At 61.7% G+C, this 20,398-nt stretch carries 17 protein-coding genes; 8 read left to right on the top strand and 9 right to left on the bottom strand.

The genetic code is table 11. The features are described from left to right. Nucleotide 1: 1 nt before the first annotated feature. The 8 genes from lptE to dnaK form a co-directional block, all read right to left on the bottom strand. Nucleotides 2–523: an LPS assembly lipoprotein LptE gene (gene lptE, locus H5P28_RS02380; protein ID WP_185674096.1), complete on the bottom strand. Its 522-nt coding sequence runs from the start codon at nt 521–523 to the stop codon at nt 2–4. Nucleotides 524–526: 3 nt separating this feature from the next. Then, on the bottom strand, nt 527–1,918 hold the full coding sequence (locus H5P28_RS02385; RefSeq protein WP_185674097.1) for a tetratricopeptide repeat protein: 1,392 nt from the start codon (nt 1,916–1,918) through the stop codon (nt 527–529). 18 nt (nt 1,919–1,936) lie between these two features. Beyond that, nucleotides 1,937–2,458, bottom strand: a complete 522-nt coding sequence (locus H5P28_RS02390) for a hypothetical protein (RefSeq protein ID WP_185674098.1) — start codon at nt 2,456–2,458, stop codon at nt 1,937–1,939. Between the two features lie 147 nt (nt 2,459–2,605). After that, entirely contained in the window at nt 2,606–3,604 is a 999-nt protein-coding gene (locus H5P28_RS02395; RefSeq protein ID WP_185674099.1) for a beta-ketoacyl-ACP synthase III, read from the bottom strand. Nucleotides 3,605–3,692: 88 nt separating this feature from the next. After that, nucleotides 3,693–4,775 (bottom strand): phosphate acyltransferase PlsX, encoded by a 1,083-nt coding sequence (gene plsX / locus H5P28_RS02400; RefSeq protein WP_185674100.1) that lies wholly within the window; start codon nt 4,773–4,775, stop codon nt 3,693–3,695. Between the two features lie 298 nt (nt 4,776–5,073). After that, nucleotides 5,074–6,720 carry a chaperonin GroEL gene (groL, locus tag H5P28_RS02405; RefSeq protein ID WP_185674101.1) on the bottom strand — a complete coding sequence of 549 codons (1,647 nt, stop codon included), beginning with the start codon at nt 6,718–6,720 and terminating at the stop codon, nt 5,074–5,076. Between the two features lie 122 nt (nt 6,721–6,842). Further along, entirely contained in the window at nt 6,843–7,142 is a 300-nt protein-coding gene (locus H5P28_RS02410) for a co-chaperone GroES (RefSeq protein WP_185674102.1), read from the bottom strand. A 318-nt stretch (nt 7,143–7,460) separates the two neighbouring features. After that, a complete protein-coding gene (gene dnaK / locus H5P28_RS02415; RefSeq protein ID WP_185674103.1) occupies nt 7,461–9,422 on the bottom strand; it encodes a molecular chaperone DnaK in 1,962 nt (653 codons plus the stop codon). Between the two features lie 221 nt (nt 9,423–9,643). Here dnaK and H5P28_RS02420 point away from each other — a divergent pair, with 221 nt between their 5' ends. From H5P28_RS02420 to H5P28_RS02435, 4 genes are all read left to right on the top strand, one after another. Beyond that, nucleotides 9,644–9,994, top strand: a complete 351-nt coding sequence (locus H5P28_RS02420) for a helix-hairpin-helix domain-containing protein (RefSeq protein ID WP_185674104.1) — start codon at nt 9,644–9,646, stop codon at nt 9,992–9,994. A 228-nt stretch (nt 9,995–10,222) separates the two neighbouring features. Then, nucleotides 10,223–10,906 carry an LON peptidase substrate-binding domain-containing protein gene (locus tag H5P28_RS02425; protein WP_185674105.1) on the top strand — a complete coding sequence of 228 codons (684 nt, stop codon included), beginning with the start codon at nt 10,223–10,225 and terminating at the stop codon, nt 10,904–10,906. 187 nt (nt 10,907–11,093) lie between these two features. Next, the gene (locus H5P28_RS02430) at nt 11,094–12,758 is read left to right on the top strand and encodes a PEP-CTERM sorting domain-containing protein (RefSeq protein ID WP_185674106.1); all 1,665 of its coding nucleotides are present in this window, start codon (nt 11,094–11,096) and stop codon (nt 12,756–12,758) included. Nucleotides 12,759–12,911: 153 nt separating this feature from the next. After that, complete coding sequence (locus H5P28_RS02435; protein WP_185674107.1) at nt 12,912–13,331, top strand: secondary thiamine-phosphate synthase enzyme YjbQ; 420 nt, start codon at nt 12,912–12,914, stop codon at nt 13,329–13,331. A gap of 81 nt (nt 13,332–13,412) precedes the next feature. On the opposite strand, the gene H5P28_RS02440 is transcribed toward H5P28_RS02435, so the two are convergent. Then, a complete protein-coding gene (locus H5P28_RS02440; RefSeq protein WP_246455548.1) occupies nt 13,413–15,164 on the bottom strand; it encodes a SulP family inorganic anion transporter in 1,752 nt (583 codons plus the stop codon). A 498-nt stretch (nt 15,165–15,662) separates the two neighbouring features. Between H5P28_RS02440 and modA the strand changes: the two genes are divergently transcribed. From modA to H5P28_RS02460, 4 genes are all read left to right on the top strand, one after another. Further along, on the top strand, nt 15,663–16,385 hold the full coding sequence (modA, locus tag H5P28_RS02445; protein ID WP_185674109.1) for a molybdate ABC transporter substrate-binding protein: 723 nt from the start codon (nt 15,663–15,665) through the stop codon (nt 16,383–16,385). After that, nucleotides 16,385–17,074 carry a molybdate ABC transporter permease subunit gene (gene modB, locus H5P28_RS02450; RefSeq protein ID WP_185674110.1) on the top strand — a complete coding sequence of 230 codons (690 nt, stop codon included), beginning with the start codon at nt 16,385–16,387 and terminating at the stop codon, nt 17,072–17,074. The genes modA and modB overlap by 1 nt, the downstream gene beginning before the upstream one ends. Nucleotides 17,075–17,078: 4 nt before the next feature. Then, nucleotides 17,079–18,188, top strand: coding sequence for a molybdenum ABC transporter ATP-binding protein (locus H5P28_RS02455; protein WP_185674111.1), 1,110 nt, complete (start codon nt 17,079–17,081; stop codon nt 18,186–18,188). Nucleotides 18,189–18,342: 154 nt separating this feature from the next. Next, on the top strand, nt 18,343–20,172 hold the full coding sequence (locus tag H5P28_RS02460; protein WP_185674112.1) for an ArnT family glycosyltransferase: 1,830 nt from the start codon (nt 18,343–18,345) through the stop codon (nt 20,170–20,172). Nucleotides 20,173–20,398 lie beyond the last annotated feature (226 nt).

Genomic DNA, 20,398 nt, shown 5'->3' on the forward strand with positions numbered 1-20,398 from the left:
TTTACCAGGTGCTGACTACGGCGTTGGAGATCTTCTGAGCCATGGTGCGGGTCAGCACCGGCAGGGCCTGGTACTCGGCGATCTGGAAGCCGCCCTGGACGAAAGCCTGCTGCTCGGCCCAGATCTCACGGCTGTTCATCAGGATCTCGCCGGTGCGGTTGTTCTTGAGCGTGACGATGCACTGCATGCGCAGCATGTAGGACTGGGCCAGGCCGGTGTCCTGCTTTTGCGTGGCACCGACGGTGCGCTCGTAGTTGGCGATGAGAATTTCCAGGGTGGCGTCGGCCGAGGCGTTTTCGACGATCTTGAGGTTACTGTGGCCTTGCAGGTCGGTGATCGTCTGGTCGGTCAGGGTGGCTCCGGCCTGGGGGGCGAAGGAGCCGTTCTTGACCGGGGCGACGTAGAGCGTGCGGAAGGGCAGCTCCCCGGGAGGGCCGAGCCGGTAGTGCGAGCAGGCCCCGAAGACGAGGGCGAGCGCGACCAGCGCGAACCAGGAAAGACGGAGTCGGGCAGGGCGGAACATGACTTACTGGGCTCCGGCGGGCAGGTTCTGGTTTTCGGCGGCTTCGGTCTGCTCCTTGTCCACGGCTTCCTGCTGGGGGGTGTTCGGGCCGGGGAGCTGGACGGGGAAGAGGTTGTCCACCCCGAACTCGGGGCCGATGAGCGGATCGGCGGGCCACATGCCCTCGTACGGCTCCATGATCGGATCGTCGAGATAGGGATCCATGAGAGGAGCGCCGACACCCATGTAGTCCTCGGTGGTGCCAGTGGCCGGGTCGTAGATCTCGGCGGCTTCGGCTCCGGGGGTGGTCAGGAAGTCTTCGGTCTGTTCGATCTGGAAGCCTTCGTCCTCAAGCATGTCGATCTCGCTCTGCTCGTCGTACTGGCGGTCGCTCGGCTCCTTGTAGCGGCCAAAGACCCAGTCGTAGGGGGTCATGGGAGGCTTTTCGCCGGACTTGATCTCGATGATCAGCTCGCGGGCCTTGCGGGCGCTGGGAGAATCGGGGGCGACGGTGATGGCCTCGTTGAGGAAGATCAGGGCGGCGCGGGGGTTGTTGCGGTATTCCCAGTAAAAGGTGCCCATGTCGTAGCGGTTGGCGGCGAGGGTTTCCTCCATGTAGTAGAGGCCGGCTTCAGCCTCGGAGACGCTGGTTGAGTCTGGAAAGAGGATGAGGAAGTCCTTGTAGTAGGAAATCGACTGGCGGGTGGCTCCCTGGTCGTACTGGGGGCCCTGGACGAGGGCGCCGTAGGTCTGGGCGAGGCTGAGGTAAGCGTCGGAGGTGATGAAGCTGTCCGGGTAGTTGTTGATCAGGCGGTCGAGCGCGTCGATGGCCTCCTCGGGCTTGTCGTTGTCGTTGGCGACCATAGCGAGGTTCATGAGGGCCATGGGGGCGTAGTCGCTGTACGGGGCGCTCTGGACAACTTCCTCGTAGGCTTTGGTGGACATGTCGGCATTGTAGAAGCCGGGGAAAAGCCCCCAGTAGTAGGGCAGGGCGCCGTCCTGGACCTTTTCGCCGATGTTGTAAAGCTGCTGGACGACGAGGTTGAAGCCCTCGTAATTAGGATACTTCTTGATGATCTTCTGGAATTCCTTGGTCGCGGTTTCGAACTGGTGACGGTCGGCGTAAATGACGCCGCGCTGGTAGATGGCCTCCGGGGCGAAAACCGAGTTCGGGTAGTCGGAGACGACTTCCTTGTAAAGGTCGAGGGCGGACCACTGGTTACCTTCCTCCTGCTCGAGGCGGGCCTCGTTCATGAGGTCGAGAGCGCTGGTGTAGTCCTCGCCGGAGGGGCCGACGAGGTGGTCCGTGTTGCGTCCGACGACGTGCCAGCCCTCGTCAGGCGTCCATACCAGAGAGGCGCGCAGGGCGGTCAGGGTAGTCAGAAACAGAAAGAGTGTCAGGAAGCGTATCCCCATATTTAGAAAGTAACTGTGTTAGGTGCCGTTGGGCTTGGCAAGCTCTCCTTTGTCGCGAGGTCCGCAGGCAGCGCAATCTTTTTTTGGCCGGGCCGGGTCGTCGAGGGCGAAATAGACAGTACGGCCCAGTTCGGGCAGGGCCACGGCCACGGCCTGATGGTTGGAAAGAACGCCCTTGAGCGCGACGGTTTCGGAGCGGGTGCGGGGGGCCAGCGCGCCGTTGGCGGCGGAGTCGAAACCCTGGAAATCGATCACTTCGAGCGAACCCTCATAGGCGATGTCGCCGGATTCGTTCAGGGTCGGCTTGAGGGTGACAATGGTCCCGGCGAAAACATTCTCCTCGGTGCCGGGCACGGGGATGCGTTTGCCACTGCGGTACTGGCTGGTTTTGCCAAGCGCGAGGCGGGCGGGTTGGCCCTGGCCGAGCAGGCGAAATTCGACCGTCGCGGGCTGCTCGTCGGCAGCGGGTGCCACGTCCGTGCCCCAGGCGGTGCAAGCCAGGAAAAAGCAAAGCAGCAGGGCGGTCGGCAGACGCATCATTATCGGCTGATGGTCAATGCCTGAGCGCGATTGGTCAACCATCATTTCCTCCGCAACGGGCGCGGAACGGAAAATCCCGAAACCCGCCCCCAACAACGAATCCCCAAAATGATAGATGACCAATGAGAAATGGAAAATGACCAATCCCTAGGTCAGCTTGACGAGAGAGGCGGCCCAGGTGAGCCCCGCGCCAAAGGCGGCCATGAGGACGTAGTCGCCGGGCTTGACCTTGCCGGTGCGGCGGGCCTGCTCCAGGGCGAGCGGGATGGAGGCGGCGGAGGTGTTGCCGAACTGGTCGATGTTGACGAGGAACTTGTCCATCGGCACACCCATGCGGGCCACCATCGCCTCGATGATGCGGATATTGGCCTGATGGGGGATGAAGCAGGCGACCTCGGAGGGGCTGACGCCGGTCTTTTCCAGCAGGTCGAGGGCGACCTTGCCCATGTCGCGCACGGCGACCTTGAAGATCTCCTTGCCGTTCATCTTCAGGAAATGCTCGTGGTTGGCCACGGTCTCGGCGCTGGCCGGGCTGAGAGACCCCCCGGAGGGCATGTAGAGCAGGGAGGGGCGTTCGCCGTTGGCGCGCAGGATGCTGTCGATCACGCCCACGCCGGGCTGGTCGCTTTTGCCTAAAACAACGGCCCCGGCCGCATCACCAAAGAGCACGCAGGTCGCCCGGTCGTCCCAGTCCATCAGGCTGGACATCTTCTCGGCCCCGATGACGAGCGCGTGCCGGTAAGAGCCGGCCTGCATCATGCGCGTACCCGTCTCCAGCGCGTAGAGAAAGCCGCTGCACGCCGCCGAGATGTCGAAGGCGGCCACGCAGTTTGCCCCGAGCTTGCTCTGGACGAGGCAGGCGGTCGAGGGAAAGGACATGTCCGGGGACATGGTGGCAACGATAATCAGGTCAATGTCTTGCGCCGTGAGGCCCGCGTCGTCCAGGGCGGCCCTGGCAGCCTCGACCGCGAGGTCGGAGGTGGCCTGGCCTGGCCCGGCGATGCGGCGCTCGCGGATGCCGGAGCGGGTGCGAATCCACTCATCGGAGGTATCGACGGTTTGGGACAATTCCTCGTTGGTGACGATACGAGCGGGCACATAGGCACCGATTCCCTGAAATATAACGGAAGGTGTGTCTGCGGGCATTGAGTCAGGAGTCGAACGCACCGCGAGGGGCCGGTGCGGGATTGATCACATCATGGATGCCGCAAGACCTTGGCGGAAAAAAACTCCCTTAACCAGAAAATTCTACGCCTGCGGGCGTTACGGGGGCGGATTTGGCCAGGGCGTTGGCTTTTTCGATGGTGTCGCCGATGTGGGCGTTCATGTCGTGCTCCAGCGCGTCGCAGGCGATGCGCACGGCGCTCTTGATAAATTCCCGGTTGCTGGAGCCGTGGGCCTTGACCACGAGGCCGTTGAGCCCGAGCAGGGGCGCTCCGGCGTAGTGCTCGGGGCTGAAGGTGCGCTTGATACTGGCGAACGCGCCCTTGTTAAGCAGTGCGCCGATCTTGCGGATCGGGTTCGCGGTGATCTCCTCCTTGAGCACGTCCTTGAGGGTGACGAGGCAGGCTTCGAGCGTTTTCAGGAGGATGTTGCCGGTAAAGCCGTCGCAAACAACGACGTCGGCCACGCTGCGGAAGGTGTCGAAGCCCTCGATCAGCCCGATGTAGTTGATCTCGCCCTTGAGTTGCTTGAGCAAATCGTGCGCCTCGGCGATGCGTGCCGTGCCCTTGCCCTCCTCGGTGCCGATGGTCAGCAGGCCGACCCGGGGCTTGGCAATGGGGAAGATCGCGCGCGCGTAGGCTTCGCCAAGGATCGCGTTGTGGACGAGCTGGCGGCTCGTGGTCTCGGGCTGGGCCCCCGCGTCGAGCAGGATGAAGTGGTGGTTGCGGCTGGGGATGACGGCGGGCAGGGCGGGGCGCTCCACGCCGCTCATCTTTTTCAGGATCAGGGTGGAGGAGAACATCAGGGCCCCGGTGTTGCCGCAACTGACGGCTCCGTCGGCCTGGCCGGTGCGCACCAGATCAATCACGCGCAGCAGCGAAGCTTCCTTGCGCCGGAAGGCGGCCTTGGGCTTCTCGTCCATCGAGATGACATCCGGGGCGTGCTCCAGCACGACCTTGGGGTGGTTTTCGAGTCCGGCCTCGCGCAGCAGCGGAAGGAGTTCCTCCTGGCGACCGGTCAGGATGATCTTGTGCAGCTTGGTCCAGTCAGGGCTGCCCAGCCCCAACCGGATGGCGGCGACCACCTCGGAAGGACCGAGATCGCCGCCCATTGCATCCACCGCTACGGTGGCCCCACACGTCTTTTCAACCATGGGTGCATAAGCTGTGTCGTTGGTGCAAAAGCGTCAAGGATAACTCCTTATCTCCAGCGACTGAAGAAAATCCCCAAAACGCCCTCCCGCCCATGCCCCGGGGCGGCAAAAATTCTTCCGCACAAGGCCGAAGATTCCACCGGAGAAAAACAAAAAGGGCGTCGCTCGAAAGCGACGCCCTTGTAAATGCGTTGGTTTAGCTGGAAGGCTGATGGTAAGCGGTGCAGGGTGGAGCCCCTATCGCCCGTGGACGCTGTCCACATACATCATGCCGCAGCGGAAACGTAAGCCCGGGGGCTTACATCATGCCGCCCATGCCGCCCATTCCGCCCATGCCGCCCATATCGGGGGCACCGCCGGACTTTTCTTCGGGCAGGTCGGTGATCATGCACTCGGTGGTCAGGAGCAGGCCGGAGACCGAAGCGGCATTCTGGAGGGAGGAACGGGTCACCTTGGTCGGATCGACGACACCGGCCTTGGCCAGGTCTTCGTAAACGCCAGTGGCGACGTTGTAACCCTTCGAGCCCTTGGACTTGAGCACTTCCTGGACGACGAGGCTGCCTTCAACACCGGCGTTCGAGCAGAGCTTCTTGAGCGGCAGCTCGATGGCGCGGCGGATGATGCGGGCGCCCACCTGTTCGTCACCTTCGAGGGAGTCGGCGACCTTCTCGATGGCTTCGGCCGTGCGCAGCAGGCCGACGGAACCACCGATGGAGATACCTTCTTCGACGGCGGCGCGGGTGGCGTGCAGGGCGTCTTCGACGCGGGCCTTCTTCTCCTTCATGTCGGGCTCGGTCGGAGCGCCGACATTGATGACGGCGACGCCACCGGCCAGCTTGGCCAGGCGTTCCTGGAGCTTTTCGCGGTCGTAGTCCGAGGAAGTTTCCTCGATCTGGCGACGGATCAGCTTCACGCGGCCCTGGATGTCGGAGCTCTTGCCGGCACCTTCGACGATGGTGGTGTTTTCCTTGTCGATGACGACGCGCTTGGCCTGGCCGAGGTCGGCGAGCTGCACGTTCTCCAGCTTGATGCCGAGGTCTTCGGTGATCAGGCGGCCACCGGTGAGGATGGCGATGTCTTCGAGCATGGCCTTGCGGCGGTCACCGAAGCCGGGAGCCTTGACGGCGGCGACATTCAGGGTGCCACGCAGCTTGTTCACCACGAGGGCGGCGAGGGCTTCACCTTCGACGTCTTCGGAGATGATGAGGAAGGGCTTGCCGGACTTGGCCACGTTCTGGAGGATCGGGAGCAAGTCATTGAGACTGCTGATCTTCTTCTCGTGGATCAGGATGTAGGCGTCTTCGAGGACGCAGTCCATCGTTTCGGCATTGGTCACGAAGTACGGCGAGAGGTAGCCCTTGTCGAACTGCATCCCTTCGACCACGTCGAGGGTGGTTTCGATACCCTTGGCTTCTTCGACCGTGATCGTGCCGTCCTTGCCGACCTTGTCCATGGCGTCGGCGATGATTTCGCCGATTTCGCTGTCCCAGTTGGCCGAGACGGTGGCAACCTGCTTGATCTCTTCGCGGCTGGAAACCTTCTTGGAGTCCTTGGCGAGCTTTTCAACGGCGGCTTCAACGGCCTTGTCGATCCCGCGCTTGAGGAAGATCGGGTTCGAGCCGGCGGCGACGTTCTTGAGACCTTCGCGGAAGATGGCTTCGGCCAGGACGGTGGCGGTGGTGGTACCGTCACCGGCGCTGTCGGAAGTCTTGGAGGCGACTTCACGCACCATCTGGGCACCCATGTTTTCGTAGGGGTCCTTCAGTTCCACTTCCTTGGCCACGCTGACGCCGTCCTTGGTGACGGTCGGCGAGCCGAATTTCTTGTCGATAAGAACGTTGCGGCCCTTCGGTCCGAGGGTCACGGCAACGGCCTTGGCGAGAGCTTCAACACCGGCAAGGATCTTCTTGCGGGCGGCTTCATCGAATACCATTTGCTTAGGCATGGTGTATAATTACTTAATGGTTAATTGCTAATTGTTATTTATTGGTCCGGTCGGCACGCTGTATCCGTTTTTGAATACAGCATCATGGCGCAGCCATGATCAATGCCTGCACGTGTCACGTGCTAGCCGACGATGGCGAGGATGTCGTCCTCGCGCAGCAGCGTGTAGGACTGGTCGCCGAACTTGACCTCGGTGCCGCCGTACTTGGAGACGATGACCTTGTCACCGACCTTGACGTTGAACGGCTGGGGCTCGCCCTTGTCGTTCTTGGCGCCGGTGCCCAGGGCGACCACTTCGGCCTCCTGCGGCTTTTCCTTGGCGGAATCCGGAATATAGATACCGCCCTTGATTTGTTCCTGATCTTCGACCGTCTTGACAAGAACGCGGTCTCCGAGGGGTTGGATCTTAGGTGCTTTACTCATGGTTTGTTGTTAGAACTTGGTTAGGTTTTTAAGAAAGTTTGAGCGTTGGAAAGTTCCGGGGTTGAGAGTTGAAGAGGGCTCACACGGAGGCACAGAGGCACGGAGGTTTTTTGTTGTTTAAAATTGGCAGGTGGGAAGTTCGTGAAACTCTCTAACCGTCGGAGCGGGAAATGTGGAAGCCTTGGCCATCCTGATCGCCCCAACCTTTACTTTTTTCCTCCGTGCCTCTGTGCCTCCGTGTGAGTTAAATCTTTCTCTCAAAACAAAAGTCACTGGCCGATGCGTGAATGAACCGGCCAGTGACTGGCTTGCGAAACTTTACTTCTTGTCGTCGTCGACGACTTCAAAGTCGGCATCGACCACGTTGGGATCGTCGGACTTGGAAGACTCCTGAGCCGGGGGCGGGGTGCCCGCACCAGCGGCTCCGGCGGCGGCGTTCGGGTCCATGCCCTGGGCGCCGGCCTGGCCGTAGATGTCCTGGGCCACCTTGGAGAACTCCTCGGTGATCTTGGTCGCGGCGGCCTTCAGTTCGTCGGAAGAGGCGGACTGGTTTTCGAGCACCTTCTTGCCTTCGGCCACGGCGGCTTCGATGGGGGCCTTCTTGTCGGCCGGGAGCTTGTCGCCGAGTTCGGTCAGCTGCTTTTCGGTCTGGAAGACCAGGCCGTCGAGCTGGTTGCGGGCTTCGGCGGAGTCGCGCTTTTTGGCGTCTTCGGCGGCGTGGGCCTCGGCTTCCTTGCGGAGCTTTTCGACCTCGTCCTTGTCCAGGCCGGAGGAGCCGGTGATGGCGATCTGCTGCTCCTTGCCCGTGCCCTTGTCCTTGGCCGTGACGTGGAGGATGCCGTTGGCGTCGATGTCAAAGGTCACCTCGATCTGCGGGACGCCGCGCGGTGCGGGCGGGATGCCGTCCAGGCGGAAGTTCCCCAGGCGCTTGTTGTCCTGCGCCATCGGGCGTTCGCCCTGGGTGATGACGATGTCAACGGCGCTCTGGTTGTCCCCGTAGGTGGAAAAGACCTGCGACTTCTTGGTCGGGATGCGGCTGTTGCGCTCGATCATCGGCGTGGCGACGCCGCCAGCGGTTTCGATGGCCAGCGTGAGCGGGGTCACGTCGAGCAGGAGCACGTCGCGCACGGACGGGTCGTTGGCCAGAACGGCACCCTGGATGGCCGCGCCGATGGCGACGACTTCGTCCGGGTTCACGCCCTGGTGCGGGTCCTTACCGGCAAGCTCGCGGGCCACCTCGACGATGGCGGGCATGCGGGTCATGCCGCCGACGAGGACCAGCTCGTTGATCTGACCGGCGCTGAGCCCGGCGTCCTTGAGGCACTTGAGGAAAGGCTCCTTGGTGCGGGCGTTGAGGTCGCCGGTGAGCTGCTCAAGCTTGGAGCGCGAGAGCTGCACGTTGAGGTGCTTCGGGCCGGAGGCGTCCGCGGTGATGAAGGGCAGGTTGATGTCGTAGCTCTGCGAAGAGGAGAGGGCTATCTTTGCCTTTTCGGCTTCTTCCTTCAGGCGCTGCTTGGCCATCGGGTCGGCGAGCAGGTCGATACCGTGCTCCTTCTGGAAATCGCTGGCCAGCCAGTTGATGATGGCCGTGTCCCAGTTGTCACCGCCGAGGTGCGTGTCCCCGTTGGTGGCCTTGACCTCAAAGAGGCCGTCCCCGATTTCGAGGATGGAAATATCGTAGGTGCCGCCGCCAAGGTCATAGACGGCGATGAACTCGTCGCTCTTCTTGTCCAGGCCATAGGCGAGGGAAGCGGCGGTCGGTTCGTTGATGATGCGCAGGACCTCAAGACCGGCGATGGCACCGGCGTCCTTGGTGGCCTGACGCTGGGCGTCGTTGAAGTAGGCCGGAACGGTGATGACGGCCTTGGTGATCTTTTCGCCAAGGTATTTCTCGGCGTCGGACTTCAGCTTTTGCAGCACCATGGAGGAGATTTCCTCGGGGGCGCTGCGCTTGGTCTCGCCGTTGATGACGTACTCGATCCAGGCGTCGCCGTTTTTGCCTTCGACGACATTGTAGGGAAGGCCCTTCGCCTCTTCCTGGACTTCGTTAAACTTGCGTCCGATGAGGCGCTTGGCCGAAAAGATGGTGTTGGCGGGGTTGGTGATGGCCTGGCGCTTGGCCGCCTGCCCGACAAGGCGTTCGCCGTTCTTGGCGAAAGCCACCACGGACGGCGTGGTACGCGCGCCTTCCGAGTTCGGGATGACAACCGGCTCGCCGGCTTCCATCACCGCCATGCACGAATTGGTCGTGCCCAAGTCGATTCCTAAAACTTTGCTCATGCCAAGTCTATTGCAAGGAACGTGCCGGGTTGGGCTTTTTTATTTTTAGTTATTGTTTATAAATGCTTTAAGGTTGATTTAATGCGTTTTTTGTTCGTTTTAGGATTGGAGCGGGTGGCGCAGAATGTCCCACTCTTGTCACACTTGGCGCGTCGTGTGTGACACGCCGTTGGGGTCTGTCGCGCTCTTTTTTCCGGCATCCGGTTTGGCGGGCTTTTTATATGAAGGGGCGGGGCGGTGCCGGGACGCTTGACTCTTTGATCCCGCTGGCCGAACTTGATGCCTTCATGCCGCCCAGAAAGAAAAAGGAAACCGACTACGAAGCGCTCAGTTCGTCCTTCATGCGTGTCCCGAAGATGAAAGTCGATGCCGCGCGCGCGTTGCTTTCGCTCGGGCTCAAGCAGATTTACCAGTTGGAGGGGCGCTCACCCGACTCGCTTTTTGACGAGTACAAAAAGCTCCAGCCCAAGGCCGACCTCGAATTGCGCGCCTGTTTCCGCCTGGCCGTGTACTACGCGGAAAACCAGCCGCCTGATCCGGCGATGATGGAGCTGTCCGTCTGGAGGAAGTAGGGGCAGGATTTATGGAATTCGTAGATGTGTAAATTCATGGATGCGTAGTGTCTGTAAAAGGGGAGGCCCCTCGTGCGGTTGGGGCTCGGAGGGGGGCGCTCCGGTGCCAGCCGTTCGGGCCATGTGTGTCGTCCGCTGCCTTCCATGCATTTACGAATCGACGGATTTTTCCTTTAAAACGGAAAAATCCGTTCGCGTGTGCGCGAAAACTGCTTACTGTTACTTATAATGGCGTTACAGGTCGAAATCCCGCGCGAAATCCCGGTTATGACGCTGCCGGAGGTGGTACTGTTCCCGCACGCCATGCTACCGCTGTACATCTTTGAGGAGCGCTACCGGCGCATGCTCCAGGATGTGCTGGAGAGCGACCGGCTGTTTGTCGTGGCCGGGCAGGACATGGAAAAGGCCCGCGTCACAGGGGAGTTTGAGCCGCCCTTCGGGATCGCCTCGGTCGGAGTTATCCGGGCCAGCCACCTGAACGAAGACGCAACCTCGAACCTCATTATCCAGGGACTGGCCCGGGTGCGTATCCGGCGGATACTCTCGGAGGAGCCGTACCGGCTGGTTGAGATCGAGTCGGTCGCGACCGAGCCCGGCGCGCAGCGCGAAGCCCTCGCTGCGGACCGCCTCCGGCTGACGGATCTGCTCCTGGCCCACGGCAAGCTCGGGGGCGAGGTGCCCGAGGAAATTATGGAGTTTCTCGGCTCCCTCAAGGACGAGGAGACGTTTCTGGATCTGGCGGCCTTTACGCTGTGCCCGGATGGTTTGGAAAAGCAGCGCCTGCTGGAAACCTTCAGCACGGCCGAGCGCTTCAGCCGCTTCTTCTCTGTGCTCCAGCGGGCGAACGAAAACCTCGTCATCGACAATAAGCTGCGCGGCGGCCTGCCCGATGACCGCATTGAGCTGAACTGAAGCGTTCGCAAGGTTGGTTTTGGGTGGTTGCTAAATACCCGTTCGCGGGGTCACTCATTAGTATTGCCTTGGTGATATGGGGTGGATAATGTTTCCTTATTGGGGCGATTAGTGCCTGTGTGCTATTTGTCCCAAACAGTTCCGGACAGACCGTCCGGAGCGACAAACGCTCATTGTTTCTACCAATATGCGACTCAAATACGGTGTATGTGCGGGCTTTTCATTTTCACGCCAGTGTCGCAGTGCGGTTGCACTGCTCGCGTTGATGGGTGCCGGGAGCGGCTTGACCTCTTCGGCCTGGGCTCAGGCCACCCTCAAAATCGTCAACAACTTCAATCCGTCGGTTAATAATGCTGCCGATTACTTCGGTGGCGGGTACAACGACAGCGAGGTTTGGCTCTATTTTCTCAATACCGGGGGTGCGGTGAGCTACACCGATACAACCTCGGGGATGACCACCAGCGTCTCGAACGCCACCTCGATCAAGCTCAGCGACGTGCAAAACGGCACCTTCTCGCTGGATGTCGGCTCGGTTTCGACCAAGGTCTTCGCCGGGCTGGGGGCGAGCAATCCTTTTTCCGGCACCAACGGTCCCGGCGTCTTTGATCAGAATGTGCCCTACGCCTTGGCGGAGTGGACGATCAACGGCAACAGCAATGACAATATTGATGTCTCCTACGAAGATACCTTCGCCTTTCCCACCACGCTGAAGGTGAAAAATTCCGACGGCACGAAGACGGCGGGTTTCAAGGCCGGCACGCAGGCTGCGGACGTGATTTCCCTGCTCTCCTCGCGTATGCCGACGACGCCGACCGGCCCGAACAATGCCAACTATCCCAGCCCAGGCGGAGTCGGGTACGGACCACTGGTGCCGACCGTCAGCGGTAATCCCGCTGCCAACCGCTGGATCGGCTCCTCCAAGACCTGGACCTCCGGCCCCGGCGCGAGCACCCAGGTGGGCGGGGAAACCAAGGAGTTGCGCAGCATGTACACCTACGCTCCCAGCATGGAGAACTACCTGCAACACCTGCGCGACAATGAGCCTACCACCAGCACCGCCTCCGGGGACAAGCAGGGCTGGTACATCGATTATTCGGGTAACAACGGCTATTCCGGTTTCATGCAGGTCAAGGAGGACGGCAGCATCGAGATCAACAATATCCGGGTCAATACCGAGCCCAGCGCCGCCAATGACTGGGAGGCGGATCCGGACGCCGGGGATGCCACCACGGGCACGATTACCATTGTCGCCAACGGGACGGTAGTTCCCTCCGAGGAGGGGGACGGCTCCTATGTCAACGGGCAGTGGACCGATGGAACCCTCTACTCGGGCGCTTCGCTCGTGAACGGTGACTTCGCCTCGGGGCCCATTATCATCGCCACCGGAGACTTCGCCGAAGGCGGTACCCACCACGATATTGTGGCCACCATGATCGCCTCGCTCAGCGCGAGTATCGCGACCGGTCTGCTCGGCAGCGACATGTACAACGAGTCCTATCACACAGATGAGCTCAACGCCGCCGTGCGTTATTCGACCATGTACTGGTTCAATGAATTGCTCCGCGAAGACGCCATGACCAAGCTCTTTGGCGCGGCCTGGCCCGAAGGCGATGAGTTCTACGATCCGTATTGGGCGACGCTGGCGGAGTTGACCGATATGGAGGGCTATCTTTCGCCCTTTAACGACCGTTGGGCCAACTTCAGCCCGGACTTCAATCTGGAAGACGGCTCCGAGATTACCTGGGAACTGGGCCTGCTCAATGTCCCCGAACCGGCCACCTATGCGCAGATCCTCGCCGTCCTGACTCTCGGCCTGGCGTTTATCATCCGTCGGCGCCGGAACCGGGGCTGACGCCAACCCGCCACGGAAAGAGGGCGCGTATGCCCGGTTTTCCGGGAGATAGTTTTTACATGCGGACGGCAGGGTATCCTGCCGTCTTTTTATTTCCGGGCACAAGCGAGGCGCGGGCTTGACCACGTGCCCTGCTCCGACCTTGCTGTCTGCATGGCAGTCTGCACCAAATTGCTCACCGTGCGTACGCGCGGGCAGGGGACGTATGAGTTCACGGACGAGATCGCGCTGGCGCTCGGTTCCAGCGGATTGAGTGAGGGCACGGTCACGGTTTTCTGCCAGCATACCAGTTGCAGTCTGGTCATCATGGAAAATGCCGACCCCTCGGCCCGGCACGACCTGCACACCTTCATGCACAAGCTCGTCCCGACCGACGACCCCGACTATACACACACACTGGAGGGGCCGGACGATATGACCAGCCACATCAAAATGGCCCTGACCCGCACCGCCGAAGTCATCCCCTTTGTCAACGGGCGACTCTGCCTGGGCACCTGGCAGGGCGTTTTCCTCTGGGAACACCGGGACGCTTCGCATGCGCGCCGGATCGTGCTCAGCTTTCAGGGCGTGTGACTCGGCTTATATTAGTTTAAAAAAACTTTTAAGGCGGAGCGTCGTTCCTTCGCAAGAGCGGCAAGTACGCCGGGCCAGCGCTCAGGCGTGGTCCTTGCCCTTGTCGGCGGTGTAGATGGTGATGTCGGCCGAGTCCACACCGGTGATTTCGCGGGCACGCTTGAGGGCGTCGCGAGTGGAGATGGTCGGATTCTCCGGTGAGTAGCGGAAGAAGTTCTTTTCCCCGATCAGGTCGAGCAGGCCCGACTGGCGCATGACGGTTTCCAGCTCGGGATGGACGCCGGAGACGATCAGGTCGCTGCCCTTGCTGCGGGCGAAGCGCGTCAGCTCCATCATGGTGCTGGCGGCGGTGGCGTCGAGGTGCCGGGCGTTGCGCATGCGCAGGATAATGATGCGCAGGTCAGGGTGTTCGGCCAGGTGGCGCATCTGGTCCAGGAACACATCGCTGGAAGCGAAAAACAGGTCGCCTTCGACGTGGACGATGGCGATTTCAGGACGGCGGTGCTTCTGTACTTCGGGGGCGCGTTCGAGGAGGTTGCCCTGCTCGTCAAAGGAGATTTCCCGCAGTTCCGGGCGGGCGGCCTGGCGCACAAACAGCCCGATGGAAATAGCCGCGCCCAGGTAAATCGCGGTGTCCAGTGGCAGGATGAGCCCGCCGACAAAGGTGACCAAGAACACGGTGGCGTCGTTGCGGGTGGTCTTGAGCATGAGCCGGATCTGCTCCGGGTTGATGAGCGAAATACCGACCAGGATGACGAGCGTGGCCAGCGCGGCCCGCGGCAGGTACGCGATCTTGTCGCCGAACAGGAACAGCGCCACAATCAGGATCGTGCCACTGAAGACGCTCGACATGCGGGTGGCGGGCTTGCTGCGGAAGTTCAGCATCGAGCGCGTGAGCGAGCCGCTGACGGCCATGCCCCCGCCGAGCGAGCTGGCAAAGGTAGCCGCGCCCATCGAGAGCATTTGCTGGTTCAGGTCGATGCGGTCACCTGCCTGCGCGGCCAGGCTCTTGGCGATGGACGAGCTTTCCAGCATGGCGAGGAAGGCCACGGCCAGCGCCCCGCCCGCGATCTCCGTGAACTCCTTCCACTGAAAAGTGGGGAGCGTCAGGGGCCAGGAACTGGCGTTGATACCGGAGAGCATTTCGGGTTCCAGCCCGTAGGGCCGCAGAACGTACACCACCACCGCTGTCACCACCAGCGACAGAGCGATGGTCGGCAGGCCCTTGGCGAAGCGCTTCAGGAGCAGATAGGAAACGAGCGTGATCCCCGAGACGATGAGCGCGTCGGTGTCCGTCTTTCCCAGTCCGGCGGAAAAGTTACCCAGCGACTCGACGAAGGTCGCCGCCCGGGGCACATGGAGCCCGCAGACGGTTTTTAGCTGGTTGATGATAATAAGAAAGGCCGCCGCGGTGATGTACCCGCAAATGACGGCCTTTGAAATATACTGGGTGATGCCGGCGACTTTGCAGAACGCGCCCACGGTCATGAATATCGCCACGAGCAGCAGCAGCAGCGGCAGGGCGATCAGCGCCTGTCCCGGCGAGTAGCCCAGCGAGAGAAAGACGGACAGGAGCATGACGGCGGTGGCGTTGCTCGGCCCGAGCATGATAAAGCGAGAGCTGGCCAGCACCGGTCCCGTGATAGTCGAAAGCGAGGCGCAAAAAATCCCCGTCTGGACGGGAAGGCCCGCGATCAGCGCGTAGGCCATGCTTTGCGGGATGTCGAGCAGGGCGACGTTCATCGCCGCGCGCGCATCCTGTTTCGCCTTACGCAAGTTGTACTGGCGCAGAACCTTTCCGATGGGAAAAAGCTCCAGTCCTTTCCAGCTCAAACTTTTTTTCTGCGTACTCTCAATCCCTGCACCCTCATTCATTTTCTCAAGCTCATTATCCAAATCACAAATCAGGCGCACGGGCAAGACTCCTTACGCACGATTAGTCGGGTTAACGGATGGCGTCGAAAATTCTGAAGAATTGGGTGGGCGGTGCTTCAGCTTCGCTTATAGGGTTTCCTAGAGCGTTTCAAAAATTACTGTAGCCACAAACTTTTAATAGCTAAATGGCTGATTGTTAATTGTTGGATTCCGAACGTAGGAAATAACAATTAACCATTTAATCATTTAGCCATTCGGCCATTTTGTGACGGCTACGACTTTATTTGAAACGCTCTAAAGGGCTTAATCGTGGAGTTCAAAAGAAAAACATTTTAATGCTATTGGCACTTCGAGTGCTTGACGAATGGTGTGAGAAAAATCGTACTTCTGTGTGCTCTCTTCGCTCTTGGCTGGGCCGGGTGTGATAAAAAAAATGAGACCCCCGACTCCGCGAAAGTGGTTTCGCCGACGCTTACGGTTTACGTGGCGGCAAGCCTGACCGATGTCATACAGGAGATCGGAAAGAATTTCGAGGCCGGGCACGGGGCGAAACTCGTCTATAATTTCGCCGGGTCGGGGTCGCTGGCGCAGCAGATCATGTCGGCCCCGCGTGCGGATGTGTTCATCAGCGCGAACGTGCACTGGATGGACGAGGTGGAGAAGCACGGCGATGTGGCCGAGGGCACGAGGAAGCTCCTTCTGCACAACGCGCTGGTCGTTATCGCCAATATCTCCTCGGACTACACCATGAGCGGGCCGCTGGATTTGCCGGGGATGGATTTCAAGTTCTTTTCCGTGGGCGACCCGGGGCACGTTCCGGCGGGCAGTTATACGAAAAAGTGGCTCGAAGGCGTCACGGATGCGGACGGGAAGTCCGTCTGGAGCCAGATCGAGAGCCGTCTCTCGCCCGCGCCCGACGTGCGCGCGGCGCTGGCTCAGGTCGAGAGCAAGTCCGACATCATCGGCACCGTTTACCGCACGGACTCCATGACTGCGGCCGACAAGGTGAAAATTATTTATCAGGTGCCGACCGAGGCGGTGAGGATTGCCTACCCGGTGGCGGCCCTCACGTCCAGCACTAGCCCCGAATTGGCGCGCGCGTTTGTCGATTTTCTGTTCACACCCAAGGCGCAAAAACTGCTGAGCGAAGCCGGGTTTATCGTGAATAGCGCAGGGTAATGGATACGTCGGTCCTCGGGGTTATCGGGTCCACGCTACTGTGGGCGCTGTTGTCATCGGTCCTCGTGCTGCTGGCCGGGGTGCCGCTGGCCTACCTGCTGGCTCGTCGGGAGTTCCCCGGCAAGCGGGTGATATCCTCGGTGGTGAGCCTGCCCATGGTCCTGCCGCCGACGGCGGTGGGCTACCTGTTGCTGAGCCTGTTGGCCGATAACGGCCCGTTGGGCCGGAACACACTCGGGATCGATCTGGACATTCTCCTGAACTGGAAAGGCGTCATCCTCGCCTACAGCGTGATGTCCTTTCCGCTCTTTGTGCGGACGGCGCGGGTGAGTTTCGAGGCGGTGAGCCCCCGGCTTGAAGCCATGTCGCTCACGCTCGGGCGCGGGCCGTTGCGGACCTTTCTCATCGTCACCCTGCCGCTGGCCACCAGGGGCCTGATCGCGGGCATGATCCTGGCATTCACCCGCGCGATGGGGGAGTTCGGGGCGACCGTCATCCTGGCCGGTAATATTCCCGGCCGCACCCAGACCCTGGCCTCGGCCATCTACAGCGCCCAGCAGTCAGGTAACGACCACCGGGCCAACATCCTGCTCGTCACCGCGCTCGGGCTTGGGTTCGTCCTGGTCTATGTGACCGAGCGGCTCACCGTCATGCCGGGTTTCAGGAGCAGCCGCCTGGCGGGAAGATAGCTCGATGGACACGCAACTTGAAATCCGCCTGAAGGTTCCGCTGGACCAGTTTGTCCTCGATCTGGAATACGCCTCGGCCCAGCCGGTGATCGGGGTCTTCGGTCCCTCGGGCTGCGGCAAAACGACCCTGCTGGAGACGGTGGCGGGGATTCGCCGGATGGCGGGAATGGCGGGCGTGATCCGCTTTGGCGGGACGGACTGGCTCGACTCGGCCCGTAAGGTCAACCTCCCGCCCCAGCAACGGGACATTGGCTACGTGCCGCAGGACCATCTGCTTTTTCCGCACCTGAGCGTGGAAAAAAACCTGCTGGCCGGGCAGGCGAGGGCGATCCGCAGTCGCCACGACCCGGAGGCGACCTTTCGCGACGTGACCGAAACCCTCCACCTGGAGCCGCTGCTGGGGCGCACAGTGGCCACGCTTTCGGGCGGGGAGTGCCAGCGTGTGGCCCTCGGGCGGGCGCTCTGCTCGGGGCCGCGCCTGCTCTTGCTGGACGAGCCGCTGGCCTCGCTCGACATCACCCTGCGCCGCCGGGTGTTGCCCTTTTTGCTAAAAGTGCGCGACCGCTTCCGCATCCCCATGCTGATTGTTTCGCACGACCCCTTCGAGCTTCAGGCCCTGTGCTCGGAGGTCATCGCGCTGCGACGGGGGCGGATCATCGCCTGCGAGCCGCCTGCCCGGCTTTTTACTCGCGAGGACATTTACCCGATGGCCGCTTCGCAGGGCTTCGAGAACGTCCTGCCCTCGGTGGTGACGGCGCACGGCGGGCACAAGACGAGCGTCCGGCTCGGCGAGGACGGCTCCGGCCCGGAGGTCAACGTCCTGCCGGTGGAGGTGGAGCCTGGCGAGCGCCTGATGCTGGGCTTTCCGGCCAGCGACATCCTGATCGCCACCGCGCGTTTCGAAGGGCTTTCGGCCCGCAACATCCTGCCCGCGGTCCTCACGGACATTCGCCCGCTGGGGGACCGTCACATCGCGCTGGCCCGGCTGGAGGGTGGTTCGCTCGAACCGCTCGCGGTCGAAATCACCCCCGACGCGGTCCGGGAACTCGGCCTGCGCCCCGGTAAAAGCGTGTACCTGCTGATGAAGTCCAGCGCGATCCGCGCCTATAGTTGAGTCCGGAAGGGCCGGGGGAATTTTTTCGCCCGGATAAGTGCCCGCGGGAAGGGTGGCAGCCGAGGGCCTGCGCGAGGCTGCGCGGGTAAGCGCCGGGGCTTCCTTTTTGCTGGAAGTTTGAGCCGTGATGGTTGAGCATGCGCGTTTTTCAGCCTTGAAAAAGTTTATCCGCCAATTCGCCGACGAAGCCTTCCTGAAACGCTGGGCCTGGTTGATCCTGCTCATCATCGCCGCGCTGACCCTGACGGGCGGCTCGGCCACGCTGCCGCTGATCGACCGCGACGAGCCGCGCTTTGCCGAGGCCACCATCGAGATGATGCAGACGGACCAGTGGGTCATCCCGTACTTCAACGGCGAGTACCGCTTTGACAAGCCGCCGCTGACCTACTGGTGGATGCGCGTCAACTACTGGGTCTTCGGCACGACGGAGTTCGGGGCGCGCCTGCACTCGATGTTGGCCGGGTACTTTTGCGCGCTGGCGATTTTCGGCTTTGGTACGCGCCTCTACGATGCCCGCGCGGGGATATTCGCCGGGTTGGGCTGGCTGACCTGCCTCCAGGTCATGATCCACTCGCGCATGGCCGTGGCCGACATGCCCATGGTCCTCGCCGTCATACTCATCCAGTGGGCCGTCTGGGAACTTTTGTCGAGGGGCTCCGCCCCTACGGAGCCAAAAGGCTCCCACCCCGGGAGGACGGCGTCCGAAATAGAGGTGGCGGAGAATGAGGCTGACAAGAGCGTGGAAAGCGACGAGCGCCCGCGCAAGTTCTCCAAATGGTTCTGGTTGCTGTGGGTCGGGATGGGGCTCGGGTTTCTGGCCAAGGGGCCGATTGTGTTTTTTGTGCCGCTGCTGGCCTGGCTGCTGTGGCGCTGGGTCTTTTGGCGCGGCCACAAGCAGAAGTGGAGCCGCCTCCAGCCGGTGGCCGGGGTAGTGCTGTTTCTGGTCATCATCGGTATTTGGGGCGTCCCCGCCTTGATTGAGACCAGCGGGCAGTTCTGGGACCGGGGCATGGGCGAGCACGTGGTCGAGCGCGGGTTCAAGTCGTTTAATGACCGGATCACGCTGCCCATCTACTACCCGTTGACGGCCTTCATCAGCCTGATGCCGTGGGTGGCCTTCGCCTGGTGGGGCGCGGTCAAGGTCCGCCGCAACTGGGACGCGCGTGCCGCCTACCTGCTGAGCTGGCTCATCGCGCCGTTTGTGATTTTTACCTTCTACGCCACGCAGCTCCCGCATTATACGATGCCGGGTTTCGCGGCCTTTTTCCTGCTGCTATTCAGCCCGGCCCGCAACGCGTTCAGGACGGGGCGCGGCGAGAAAATTTTCTACTGGTGCGTGAACGGGCTCTGGCTCTTCGTGCTGGCGCTGCTGACATACCTGCTCTTTTCGCAGGACTTCGGAGGTGGGATGGGCCCGACGGCTCCGCTGCGCCTTGTGCTGGCCGGGGCGGCTGTGGTCTGGCTGGGGCTGCTGGGGATCGGGTTCAGCTTCCGCAAGCCCAGCTACGGGCAGATGATTTTCGCGTTGATCGCCATCTGGCTGGGCACGCACGCGATGGCGGTCGGCCTGCGGGCGACGGCCCCGGTCCCGGCGCTGGTCAAGGTCTTTGAGCAAGCCCCCGAGGGCACGCAGTGGCGCGGAGTCATTTATCAGGAGCCGAGCCTGGTCTTCTACAGCGGCGACCATTGGAAGTTCTACGGCGACGTGGACAAGATCATGACCGAGGAGGCTTTCCGCGAAGAGGCGGCCCAGCCCACGGGCACGGTCGGGCTTTCACGCGAATGGCGGCTGGAGGACTTTGCCAAGACCCTCATCGGCCAGCCGCTCGAAGCGGGCAAGGACTACACCGCGGACTGGGACCGGCTCGGGCTGGCCCCCGGCGATGCCGTTTACCTGCAAGGGATCAACTTCGCCCGCATGTCGTGGGTCGAGTTGATTATCATCCGCCCGCAGGAGACAGCAGCTCCCGTCGCGACGGAGTAGGGCCGTGTTTTGCGGGCTGGAGTGAAGCTGTTTTTATGAACCACAGAGGACAAAGAGCGCACAGAGGTTTTATGAGAGTAGGCCACCACGCGGCGCTAAAGCCCTTGTGCGGCTGGGGGGCGCGAGTAGCCCGTACGGAGACTCCGCTGTGCCTTTACTGAGGGAATGAGCGCGTGGCATCCCTTTCATCACCGTGGGGAATGCTATAGCTTGCAGCACCGTTCCG

Origin of the sequence: Ruficoccus amylovorans, assembly GCF_014230085.1 — a bacterium.
GTDB classification, from domain to species: domain Bacteria; phylum Verrucomicrobiota; class Verrucomicrobiia; order Opitutales; family Cerasicoccaceae; genus Ruficoccus; species Ruficoccus amylovorans.